The sequence below is a fragment of the Vibrio sp. 1401 genome (assembly GCF_033340295.1).
The window spans coordinates 49,489-61,902 of sequence record NZ_JAWOWF010000020.1 but is presented as its reverse complement, the minus strand read 5'-3'; the positions used below and the strand labels follow the sequence as shown (position 1 = coordinate 61,902).

The following is a 12,414-nucleotide window of genomic DNA, read 5'->3' as shown; positions in this document are numbered from 1 at the left end:
TTCACTCCTAATCCTGAATATAGAATTCGTCGCCAGAAATGGCGGTAAATATCACTAGAGCAAGTTTTGTTGTTGGCACATAGTCCCCACGATAATCATTCAGGGCGGTGAGCATGAGCTCTTTCAATTCAGCAGAAGCCGTTCCAGCAAAGAAACGCTCGTTAACCAATTCGACTAAGGCACGGTGATTGTCCAGAAGAAGATAAAACTCGTTAAGATCGAAGTGGTAGGAATCACCACCTCCTCTACGAGTGCTGGTTAACATATAGTTGACCAAATCGGTATAAACAGACCAATTGAGAAGTTCATACTCTGGAGAGTTAATACCAGACTCCGTAAACTCGTTAGACGGCTGATAGTCTGGAGAGTAAAAATTAAACACGGAAGGAGAACGAAGCGGCCCTTGATTAGCGATGTTCATCATCGTTGTTGCGTCTTCGTAACGTGATCCTTTAACCGTAAAACCTGATGCTCGATGAAAATTAGTCAGGACCAGTATCGGTTCTTTCACTTTTATAGGCGGGGTATCCGTCATCCCTAATGCTTCAGGGTCGAGCAATATGGCTCGAACAACGGCGGTTAGATCGCCTTTTTCTCCTTCCCCATTGTTGTTAAATATCGTAGCAACACGCGCGACGTACTCTGGGCTTGGATTTGAACTGACCAAACGTTGGATAAGTAACTTTGAAACAAATGGAGCAACATTTGGGTGAGACATCAACATATCAATCACTTTTGAAAGCTCTTCTTGTGCGGTTAGACCCGGTGGGATCACGTTCCCTAGAAATCGCTTCTCGCCGGTGTCGTGTCTTTGACTGATAACTCGCATCGGTTTCACGAATGCGATGTCGGAATTTTTCCATCCAGTTAATGCTCGCGCGAGCTCTTGAATATCAGTTTGATTGTACGTGGGGATAGGTTTGCCTGTTGCGTGGTTTAGCTTTTTACTGCCATCTAAATTGAGTTCATACAAACCGATAGTAAATAACTGCATTAACTCTCGAGCAAAGTTCTCATCGGGAAGCGTTCCTGTCGCACTATTTTCTTTTGCACTACCGAGCATAGACAAATAGCTCCCCATGACTGGATGGATGGAAACGTCATACAACAGGTCTCGGTAGTTGCCAAACGCATGCTCAACCAACAGATCGTAGTAATTCACTAACCCTGTAGGTTTGCTGGAAAGAACGCCGCCATAACGAGAAACGACTACGATCTGACTCAATGCATAAGCCGTTCGCTGCCTAAGCTGATCTTCAGCAGTAACAACAATTTGATACCAAGCATTTTCTCGGTTTGACTGTAGGCCTTTAGAAAAAGGCGTTTGATAAAGTGGTTGATGGTAGGTTGCTGGCAGGTTGATTTGTTTCTGTATCCAATCCTCTAACCCGTTTTCCCTAACCTCATTAATTAACGCAGGTGTTGGTCCAAAAGAGGTTTGATAGAGAAAACGCGCAACGGTTTGATCGGATGGGGATTGCTGTATTTGTGCTGATACATTAGACACATGGCTCAGCAATAAGATAGCCAATCCTAGTACCCAAGCAGAGATTTTATTTAGCTTCTGACGTCTCATAGTTAACTCGCTTACCCGAAGTAACGATTTAAGTCCATTTAACGGGAGTTATTAAGCTCTTTTGAGCTGTTTAGTAAATTTATGAAAATCAAGCAGCTGCATAGGCGAGTATAGTAGCTATAAGTGGTGAACAAAAAACTCAAACGATGAATTTGGTACTATAGTGCTAGAAGTTTTTGATGCTATTTTTTCTAAGATACTGATATTAAATATGGCCAATGAAGAGTAACAAGCAGAGATATCGCAATGGATATAGAAGGGGGACAGCTAAAGTACGGTTAACAAGAGATTGGTATGTTTGTTAAGGCTTAAGTTAGTTTCAAGAAATTATTGAGCCAATAAATAAAGTCCATTGGTTTGCACAAGAGAAAACCACACGGATGTTCTCTTGTACAAAGCAACAAAGGTTATTTTCGGGCAAGCTTATGGTGAGCACGAGAAAAGTGATCGGCACAAAATGCGCCCACAATCGAGAGTTCGCCAGCCAGACAAAGCGAAGCTGCGACTTCGGCTAACGCTTTCGCATTGCCGTTGCCGTGCAAACCCAAAATATCCAAACATGCTTTTTGCGTTGGAAGGCCAGTACCACCGCCAACCGTTCCCACCATGATGTTTGGCAAGGTCACGCACGCGTACAAGTTGCCTTGAGCGTCCACATCCATACGAGTGATACCAATGGCAGACTCTGCAACGCAAGCGGCATCTTGACCACAAGCAATGTAAAGCGCGGCAAGGGCATTTGCGTAATGCGCGTTGACGCCAATTGTCCCGCTGAGTAAACCACCCACCGTGGTCATTTTGCCAAATTGAACCATAGACTCCGGCGTCGTATGCAGATATTTTTCCACCAACTCAGCAGGAATGGTCACTTCGGCGGATACTTTCTTACCGCGTACCGAGCGCAGTGTGTGTGCGTTTGGTTTTTTGTCGCCTGATAAGTTGCCATCCAAGAATGCTTGAGTTGGTTTGATTGGGCTGGTCGCCAAAATATGATGGAACACTTCGTTTGTTGCGATGGTCACCATGTTTTGTCCGGAAGCGTCACCAGTCACGTATTCAAAGACCAAATAAACATGGTTTCCTTCGATATTTACATTGATGTCTTTGAGTTTGCCATGTGAGGTGGTGGATTCCGCAATTTGACGAAATACGTCAAACTGGGTCACAACCCAACTGACGAACTGGCCGGCGTCAGCAAGGTGATTAAAGGCGAATACTGGTGTTCGGCTCACCCCTTCACTTAGTAACAATGCGCTCGCGCCACCAGCGGCGGTGATAAGATTTCCGCCACGGTTGTAGGAAGCGACTAACGCGGCTTCTGTCGTTGCGAGCGGAACCAAAAAGTCATCGTTCGCATACAAGCCGTTGACGCGCAAAGGGCCTGCAATGCCGACCGGCACATTAACAGTACCAATGAAGTGCTCGATGTTGTTGGAGTAAGCATCGCAATGTGACTGCGTGAAAGGATCAAGGAGATGATCTTTATTGGTCACGTGTTCCAATACTTGCCAACGGCGCGCCAAATGCTTATCCGACAGGCCAGGGCTTAAGCAGAGACGTTTCTCTGGCTTGTGAAACTTCGGTTCTAATGCCGATTGAATCTTACTGCTGGTTTCGATATCGGAAAGGGCGGAGCTTTGAACAGGGTTATCTTGGTTTAACTTCGGCATACAAACGTTAACTGAAAAATCGAACCAGAGATTGTAGTGATTGAGGCTTTGATTACAACGTTGATTATACGTTTTGCAACAAATACCACTGTGCAAGCGCCTTTATTATCCAAGTGATTTGATATTGGAGCGACGAATTTACCGGACATAAATGGGTTTTGACAATGAATGTTGCAGTAAATGGCAGATCCGGGAGGTTATGCCTCTTAGAGAAACTGGCCTGTAGGTGTTTGGATTCGACAAGGTGTAAGCATGAGTGCCTTAAAAGCGGAATGGTTCAATCTATGAAAGGAATAAATTGTCTAACCCAGTCCCTTGGGTCAGACGTTAGTTTGAATCAGTTATTCAAAAACTAGTTGAAGGCGCGAGCCACACGTCCCGCACTTTGAATACGGTAATGACCAACGTAAGCAGGAACAAATACAGATTGTCCTTTCGAGGCAGTTAACGTCTCACCGTTATCACTGATGAGTGTCAGGTCGGCATCAATCGCCATCAAAATCTCTGCGCTATTGGCATCAACCACTTCATTGTTCGGTTGGTTAAGAATGCTGAAACTAAAGTCTGCCACTGGAACGGGGTAAAGGCTCTGGCAACCATTGGCATTGGGTTTTAGGACAAGGCTGTGAAACGGCTTAGGCACAAAGTCTGTGCATTTAACCAGTTCTTCAACATCCATATGTTTCTGCGTGAGTCCTGCACGCAAAACGTTATCTGAGTTCGCCATGATCTCTAATCCCGTACCTTTAATGTAAGCGTGTGGCGTTCTTGCGCTCAGGAACATGGCTTCGCCAGGTTGCAGCGTGATGACATTCAACAGTAATGGCGCAAACAAGCCGACATCGCCAGGGTATTGAGTGGATAGATCCAAGATGAGCTGGAAAACGTCGTTGTTAGTACCTTGCTCTGATTGGTCTGAAGCTTGGGCAAGAAGCTGTTTCAGTGCACGCTCTTTTGTTTCGCCTTCCATGGTCAGAATGTGCACAAAGAAATCGCGTAAACCTTGTGAGTTGATTTCGCGTTTGAATGCATCTAGCGGTGTGCGTAGCTCATTGATATCGCAAAGGCCAAATGCCTCAATAATCTCGTCATACGAACGAAAACCGTTCATGGCTTGGTAACTTGTCAGCGCGTACACCAACTCAGGTTTATGGTTTGGATCCTTGTAGTTACGATGGCTTGCGTTTAGTGGGATCCCGGCACTTTGTTCTTTTTCGAAGCCTATTTCGGCATCTTGTTTGCTTGGGTGAACTTGAATCGACAGTGCATGTTCGGCCGCTAAGATCTTAAACAGAAAGGGCAGGTCGCCAAATTTCGCTGCGGTTTCTGCTGATAAGTAAGCGGGTTGGTTTTGTTTGATCAGTTCAGACAAAGGCAGCGTGTTTTGCTCAACCTGAACTTCAGAGCAGCCGTTTGGGTGAGTACCCATCCATACTTCTGCTTGAGGCTCATTCGTTTCGTTAGAAAAGCCAAACAAATCGTGAATAGAAGAGGTGCTTCCCCAGGCGTAGTTTTGGATTTTGTTGTTCATTTGAAAGAAGCTATGCGATGAAATAGTGTTCAAATTCATGAATTTTTCCCATAGTTAACCCTCCGAACTGAATCGGAAGAAAAATTGAGCAGAGATACGTTAAATAAGGAGGGCGAGCGCGGTTAGGTCACTCGCCAATTTGCCCTAAGGGCGATAAGTCGATTTACAACCGAGGCTTTGGTTCGAGTGGTTTTCGTGATGGCTGCGCTTGCAAAAATGGCAGCAACAAAAGGCCAATGACGGCTGCACAAACTGAAATGGTGATGAAGAAACCCGTCCAATGATATTCTTCAAGAATTAACGCCAGTGGATAACCAGACAATGCTGCGCCCATGTAGGCGAACAAGCCCACGAATCCTGTTGCCGCGCCGGCAGAATCTTTGTGAGAGCACTCCGCCGCCGCCATACCGATCAGCATTTGTGGTCCAAAAACAAAGAAGCCGATGGAGAACAATCCCGCCGCTTGGAATGCAAAGTTGGTCAGAGGCATCAGCCAAAGCGCAGAGACAGATAAGAAAATCCCAATCGCGAACAGCAAGTTCATTGGCCCACGGTTACCGCCAAAGAGTTTGTCTGAGCCCCAACCCGCAACCAATGAACCAACAAAACCGCCGATTTCAAACATAGACAGAGCAGCGTTGGCGTTAATCAGGCTATAGTGATGCTGCTCGGTCAAGTACAGGTTTCCCCAGTCATTGATTGCGGTACGAACGATGTAAACCAACACATAACTGAACGCGAGCAGCCAGATGTATTTGTTGTTAAATACGTACGATTTCAGAATTTCGCGGTAGGTGAGGCCACGTCCGTAATTTTCTTGCGCAAGTTCTAGCGCGTCGTTGCGCCATTGGCCGACACTTGGTAAACCCATTGTTGTGGGTTTGTCGCGCAATCGCCAACAAACGAATAGACCGAGTAATACACCGATGATGCCGGGTAGAATAAAACCTTCACGCCAGCTGTAGTGCAACGTTAAATAGCCCACCAAAATAGGGATCAGCGCGCCACCAACGTTGTGTGCGGTGTTCCAAATCGCCCATAAGAAGCCACGCTCGGAACGTGAATACCAAGTCGTTAACAGCTTGGAGCATGAAGGCCAGCCCCAGCCTTGGAACCACGCGTTTAAGATCCACAGAGTAATGAAAGCCGCGAGTGAGCTAGAAAAGCCGAACGCGATGTTGACCAGACCTGTCGCAATCAATCCTAATCCCATGAAATAACGAGGATTAGAGCGATCCGAAATCGTGCCAGAAATAAACTTCGAGCAGCCGTAGGTGATGTAGAAAAGCGTACCGATAAGACCCAAATCGCCTTTATCTAAGCCAAGATCGGTAATCATCGCTGGTGCGGCGTAGTTAAAGGTCTTACGGGTAAAGTAGAAACCTGCGTAGCCGATGTACATCCCCAACATAATGTGCAAACGCCAATGGCGGTAACGCTGGTCGATTTGCTCGTTGCTTAGACTCGGTTGAGTAAATTTAGGTGAACGTAAAAATCCAAACATCTTGAGTTACACCTTAGGTAAAGTAATGCTGATTTGTGTGCCAGTCACTTGATCGCTGGTGGAGTAGATAACCATTTTTCCACCTAACGCGTGCACACGCTCTTGCATGCCGCGAACGCCCATGCCTTTCATACTCTCCTGAACTTTGAAACCGACACCATCATCGTGAATCATCAATGACATCGCCGTTTCTCCAATTGTCAGTTCAATATTGATCAACTGCGCTTCTGCGTACTTGGCTGCGTTATTCAATGACTCTTGGCATAAACGGAATAGGGTGACTTTGAGCGTGTCACTCAAGTTGGTGTAATCGCCTTGCCAGTTCAGTTGAACAGTCGTTCCGTGATTGGCAAATTCCATCTCTCGCGTCAGTTGCTCGACGGATTCTTTCAAGTCCAAATCATCCAGCATTTTTGGTCTTAGCTTGCTTAACAGTCGCTTAGTGGTGTCGTACACGTTGAGGGAAAGCCCTTCGATCATGTCGGCGCAACCCACGCGTGTTTCTGTGTTATTTACCCGCTTAATGATGTTGGCTTGTGTGCGGATTGCCGTGATGTTCTGGCCGATTTCGTCATGTAGCTCGCGCGCAATATCGCGTCTTACCGATTCTTCCGCTTTGATAAGCTGGCGAGACAAATTCTGATTGCGTGCAAGTTCGCCGCGCAGTTTGTGATTGAGGTCTTTTTGTTTCTGAACCCCTAAGCCGAGCATAATGCCGGTGATGGTTTGCGCCGAGAGAGATAATAACAAATCGGTGATTTCTAGATTTGATACGCCGCTGCGAGCCGCAATCAGAGCAATGCTGTTGAGCATGGTGGCGAGCAGGGCTCCTTGCCAGCCGTAACGAAGTGCCAACACGATGATTGGGATAGCCATACAAAATGGCGCAAATCGTTTTAGCTCTTCAGGTAAACTGGTTTGCACCAAAATACTGCCGATCAAAAGCAGCGCATAAAGCACGATATGACGCACCTGAAATACAACGGCATTACTAAGTAGGAGAGAGCTAAGCGGAGACCAACGACTTTGGAACAAATAGCTCCACAACAGGTAGCACATAGGCACCACGAGCAAGCCTCCAGAAATGCTAGCCAGCCATACCATGTAAACAGAAGGCACGTGAAATCCGACCGCCATTACGTTGATGAAGGCGGTAATGATGATCACAATGCCCATGACGGCTAAGTGGCGGTTTTGGTCACCGTAGTAGTATTTTTTCGCAATCAGAGTGACCGGGATACTGGCAATGCTCGCAATCAGCACGGTAAGCCACTGCGGTTGACCCAGTAAGATCGCAAGTGCGATGGAAAGCCCCCACTCTGAAAGATAAATCGTTGGCCAATAAGCGGTGCGAGTGTGTAGGGCGACACCTAATCGTAAAGCGAAAGGAAACAATAAGATCGCCAGCTCGGGATCATTGACAAAGTAATAGGCAATCACCCATAAGCAGAACCAGGCGCAAGCCATAACAAAAAGTCCGCAAATGGTGGTAACAGCATAAGCTCGCATTAAAAGGACTCTTGAGAAAATAGTTTGGCGAGCTCAACGTTGTTTTTCACGCCGAGTTTGTCGATGGCATTCGCACGATGAACATGCACAGTCTTGTGGCTCAAGCCAAGCTCTGCCGCGACAGACTTTACATCCAACCCAGTGGCAAGTAGCTGACATACCTCGTTTTCACGTTTTGTCAGTTGGCATAGAGAGGTGGTGTTGTCGCTAGGCGTTGCAAGTTTAAGTGCAATATCTGATGTGAGGTAACAGCCGCCAGAAGCACTGGTTCTCACAGCTTGAATAAGTTCGTCTGGGCTACAGCGTTTACTAAGATAGCCTTTTGCACCTAGCTTTAGTGATTTTTCCACCATCGCAGGGGAGTCATGCACGCTAAGCATCACGCAGGCAATGCCAGTTGGTATTTCGCTGAGAAAGTTTAAGCCGCTTTCATCTGGCATGGAAATATCTAGGATGACGACGTGTGGGTGTACCGCAGGCAACCCTTTTCGCGCTTCGGCGACAGAGCCGAATTCACCAACAACGGTAATATCACTTTCTAAATTTAATAATTGTGCGAAACCTGAACGCACGATGACGTGATCATCAACTAGAGCAACATGAATCATTATTACAACCAAATAGAGCAGACGACTAACAACAATAAGCTCCAACAGGAGCTAATAGAAAAATCTTTAATGATACTGAATTGAGCCATGCTTTTTAATGATCTTGCGCGCTTTACCGAAGTAAAGCGCGCAGAGAAGTTAGGCTTGGTTTTGTGCAAGTTGAAGCTTCTTCGCGTGTCGAATCTTCTTCTCTTCCGCGATAGCGACGAAAGCAAGCAAAACAATACAAATCATGGCGGAGGTATCTAGGGCTGCGAAGGTACCTTTCCAGCCTGTTAAACCGAAGATTGGTGTACCGTCTGCAATCATACCGAGACCAAGTTTCGCGAAGCTGTCACCGATTAGGTAAGCGAATGTACCTTTCACACCGTCAGCCACACTGATTGCTTTTTTAGGAACAAAACCAACCGCGGCAACACCGATAAGAAGTTGCGGACCAAACACCAAGAAACCAAGTACGAATAGAGATGACAAGTACATGAATTCATTTGTTGCGTGTTGGTAGAACTCAAGCGATACGATGATCAAACCAAGAGACACACAAGCAACCAATGCGCGGCGACCGTTTGCTAGGTCAGATAAGTAACCCCACATCAAAGTACCCACAAGCGCACCGACTTCGAACAGAGTAAAGCCAGAGATTGCCGTTTCTTTTGACAGACCAAGCTCTTGGTACGCGTATACCGTTGACCATTGGTCGATACCAATACGCACGATGTAAAGGAAGATGTTGGCAAAGCAAAGTAGCCAGATAACTTTGTTTTTAAGAACGTATTCAACAAAGATTTCTTTTTTGGTCATCTGGTTTTCTTCAGCGGCGGTGTCTTCTTCACTCACTGCTTCATCGAAAAGTTCTTCTACTTTACCTAGACCGTAAGCTTCTGGTGAGTCGCTACCAAAGCGCATACCGATAAAACCAACGATGATCGCGATGATAGAAGGGAACACGAACATGCCGATTACGTGTCCGTCGAATAGGTAGTTGGCACCGAAAAGAGCAACACCCGCTGCGCCCGCACCACCAACGTTGTGTGACATGTTCCACAAGCCTAGGTAAGAGCCGCGTTTGTTACGAGGTGTCCATTTTGTAATGGTTGAGTAACTAGAAGGGCCACCAGTACTTTGGAAGAAACCACTCAGAGCGTAGAAAGCCACCATCAAGAACAGGCTTGCACTACCGCCGCCCATGCTGAAGCTGAAACCAAGCATTGCAAGACCAGAAAGGATCAGCATAAAAGGGAGGAATTGCTTGGTGTTCTTACCGTCAGCGTAGTAAGACACAACGGTTTTACCGATGCCGTATGTGATGGAGAAGCCAAGGCCAATAAGACCTAGGTCTGTCATGCTCAAACCGTAAGTTGAGATCATGTCGTTTTGCGCGACATTGAAGTTCTTACGAATCAAGTACATGGTTAGGTAGCCGATAAATACGACCAAGTAAGATTGGATGAACGGTTTAAACCACATCTTTCTTCTAACTTCGACAGGAAGATCGAGGGTCGGCTTCCGCACCTGTTCGAGGAATTTTAACATGATGAACTCTCTTGTAATTGTTTTAGAAACACAACGGCGGCCGTTATGCGCTCTTGTTACCTTTGACTGAGCGGAATTCTAGAGAGTGGTTTTGTAAGGCACATGAGATGGTTGCCTAGATCGGCTAGGAAAAATTCCTAGAAATGCCTAGGAAGGCGGAAAAGCGTGAAAAGAGTCACACAAAATCCTTACTAATTTATGGGTTTTTGACAGGGTTCTTATCGGGTTGGAAAGCGTTCAAATGCAAGCAGGTTAATATACGCAAGCTTAGTGCTGACAAGGGGTGAGCACGTTTGGTTGGAGAGAATAGTGTCTTGTCGCTAAGTATCAATTGGGAACGAGAAGCAAACAACAGAGACCCAGAGGTCTCCGTTAGAAATATTAGGAATTCGATTAGGTTGACGTGTTAAGGCGCGGGGCTGTATAGACGCGGCGAGCCGTGTTTTGGCAAGTGAATTAGGTTCAAATGGTTTCTTCTTGCCCATTCGACAGTTAACGCTGTAGGCGCAGATAAGCAAACCAGAGTGGGGATACGCGCGCGAACGGCTTTGTGGATCAACTCCAAGCTGCAACGGCTTGTCATGATTGCGAAGCCACTTTGAGGCTCGATGTGATTGTTGGTCAATGCGCCAATCAACTTATCTAGCGCGTTGTGACGGCCGATGTCCTCTCGGCACAACTTGATGTTGCCTTGTAAATCTGCAAATAAAGCGGCGTGTAACGCGCCAGATTCACGTGCGGCTTCTTGATGCAGTGCGACTTTGTCTCGCAGCCCTTCGAATACATCGGAGCGCGGAGGAAGAGACGGTGTTAGCGGTGCCAAATCAGGCAAAGCTTGTTCCAGAGCCTCTACACCACAAATGCCGCATCCGGTTGTGCCGGCAAGATTTCGGCGCTGTGTTTTTAGCGCCCAGAAAGCGCGGTTGCTGATTTCCACTTCCGCATAGTGAGATTCGTGATCGCCACCAATTTCAATGTCTTTAATCTCTTTGAAATCGTGGACGATGCCTGTGCTTAGGCTAAATCCTTTCACGAAGTCTTCCAGATGGCCTGGCGTCACCATCATGACCGCTTGGCTAATGCCGTTATAGCTGATAGCTAAGGCGGATTCACTCGCCAGCGACATTTGTTGCACTGGGCGGCCATCAATCAATTCTCGGTAATTGAACGCACTTGGTTGAGGTGGTGCTTGATTGAAATCGGACAGTTCAAAATAAGATTGAGTAGTACATCTCATGAAATCACCTCATAAGCCGTTATGTATGCCAAACATTGACGTGTGGGTTGTTGTTATCGATTGAATATGTTTTTTGCTTCTGCGAAGCACTGATCGGTTAGCGCGGAGAAGGGTTCTTGTTTTCGCTTTAACAAACCTAGTGGGGCGTGAACGGCGGCTTCTTCGATAGGGATAATGCGAAGCGTATCGTTCAACTCTTCTAATCCACAGTTCAGCGGCATAATGGCGCAACAAAGGCCACTGGTTACTGCTTGGATCAAGTGAAAGGTGGAGTTACTTTCAATGACGGTTTGCGGAACTAGCCCTTTACTCACAAAGCTAAGATCAATTGAGTGGCGATAGTGCATACCCTTCGAAAGCAGCCCTAGCGGAATGTTATTGAGTGACTCCCACAACACTTCAGATTCGGCAAAATCAAAATGACGCTCATCGAATAAAACGCCAAGTTTGGTCGAGTCGAGCTCGATAACATCGAAGTAAGCGGTGTTAACTTGATCGACATAACACATCCCCAAATCTAGTTGATTGCGATTGAGTTGGTCTATGATCTGTTCGGTCGTCATGGAGAGTATTTGAAAGCGTAACTCAGGGAACTGGTGAGCTAATGGTTTGAGCAATTGCATCGGGTTTTGGCTGGCGAGTGGCACCATTCCAAGCCGAAGAGAGCCGACCAACTGACCACGGCAGTTGGCGGCTTCAGCTTGCAATCCATCATGAGCGGCTAAGACGGTTTTTGCCCAAGCTAAAATGCGTTCTCCTGCTTCAGTAAACCCTTCAAATCGTTGACTTCTTTGGATTAATTCGAGATCGAGTTCTTCCTCTAAGCTTCGGATTCTCATGGACAAGGTAGGCTGCGTAATGTGGCACAATGCGGCGGCTTGACCAAAGTGTTTGGTCTGTTCAAGTGCGATGAGATATTTAAGTTGTTTGATATCCATAATGGCTTGTTAACCTTGCGTTGTGAGTCACATGTACGGGGGGAACTCCCTAAAAAGGGCACAGCACTACCGTACTTTTTAAGCGCTGGAGCGTTTTAACTGGGGAATGGAAAACCAAAACCAAGTCAAGAATAAAACCACACTCAAAATTGATCTGAATCAAGGCTATTCCTGATATTAATTAGGGTCAAATTTAAAGTATCTATAGTGTGATAGATATTATCTATTATCAAGAGGGCCGATTTTATTGAGTTCGTTAAGCGAACTAGGTGGAATCTGATGGGAAAACGATTAACCTCATAAATTGT

9 protein-coding genes are annotated in these 12,414 nt (G+C 46.3%); all 9 read right to left on the bottom strand.

Annotation, left to right across the window (positions count from 1 at the left end; translation table 11 throughout):
- Nucleotides 1-7: 7 nt before the first annotated feature.
- The 9 genes from R7Z77_RS12210 to R7Z77_RS12170 all read right to left on the bottom strand — a co-directional run bounded on the left by R7Z77_RS12210 (nt 8) and on the right by R7Z77_RS12170 (nt 12,106).
- On the bottom strand, nt 8-1,576 hold the full coding sequence (locus R7Z77_RS12210; RefSeq protein ID WP_137282613.1) for a DUF1800 family protein: 1,569 nt from the start codon (nt 1,574-1,576) through the stop codon (nt 8-10).
- 407 nt (nt 1,577-1,983) lie between these two features.
- Nucleotides 1,984-3,246: a hydroxymethylglutaryl-CoA reductase gene (locus tag R7Z77_RS12205; RefSeq protein ID WP_213967658.1), complete on the bottom strand. Its 1,263-nt coding sequence runs from the start codon at nt 3,244-3,246 to the stop codon at nt 1,984-1,986.
- Nucleotides 3,247-3,598: 352 nt separating this feature from the next.
- Nucleotides 3,599-4,816 (bottom strand): mannose-6-phosphate isomerase, class I, encoded by a 1,218-nt coding sequence (gene manA, locus R7Z77_RS12200; RefSeq protein WP_005376084.1) that lies wholly within the window; start codon nt 4,814-4,816, stop codon nt 3,599-3,601.
- Nucleotides 4,817-4,940: 124 nt separating this feature from the next.
- On the bottom strand, nt 4,941-6,281 hold the full coding sequence (locus R7Z77_RS12195) for an MFS transporter (protein ID WP_005480243.1): 1,341 nt from the start codon (nt 6,279-6,281) through the stop codon (nt 4,941-4,943).
- A gap of 6 nt (nt 6,282-6,287) precedes the next feature.
- A complete protein-coding gene (gene uhpB, locus R7Z77_RS12190; RefSeq protein WP_064354809.1) occupies nt 6,288-7,790 on the bottom strand; it encodes a signal transduction histidine-protein kinase/phosphatase UhpB in 1,503 nt (500 codons plus the stop codon).
- Nucleotides 7,790-8,398, bottom strand: coding sequence for a transcriptional regulator UhpA (uhpA, locus tag R7Z77_RS12185; RefSeq protein WP_005376090.1), 609 nt, complete (start codon nt 8,396-8,398; stop codon nt 7,790-7,792). The genes uhpB and uhpA overlap by 1 nt, the downstream gene beginning before the upstream one ends.
- A gap of 138 nt (nt 8,399-8,536) precedes the next feature.
- Nucleotides 8,537-9,931 carry a hexose-6-phosphate:phosphate antiporter gene (uhpT, locus tag R7Z77_RS12180; RefSeq protein ID WP_005479317.1) on the bottom strand — a complete coding sequence of 465 codons (1,395 nt, stop codon included), beginning with the start codon at nt 9,929-9,931 and terminating at the stop codon, nt 8,537-8,539.
- A 406-nt stretch (nt 9,932-10,337) separates the two neighbouring features.
- On the bottom strand, nt 10,338-11,168 hold the full coding sequence (gene fdhD / locus R7Z77_RS12175) for a formate dehydrogenase accessory sulfurtransferase FdhD (protein WP_017634640.1): 831 nt from the start codon (nt 11,166-11,168) through the stop codon (nt 10,338-10,340).
- A 53-nt stretch (nt 11,169-11,221) separates the two neighbouring features.
- Nucleotides 11,222-12,106: a LysR family transcriptional regulator gene (locus R7Z77_RS12170; RefSeq protein WP_005376096.1), complete on the bottom strand. Its 885-nt coding sequence runs from the start codon at nt 12,104-12,106 to the stop codon at nt 11,222-11,224.
- Nucleotides 12,107-12,414 lie beyond the last annotated feature (308 nt).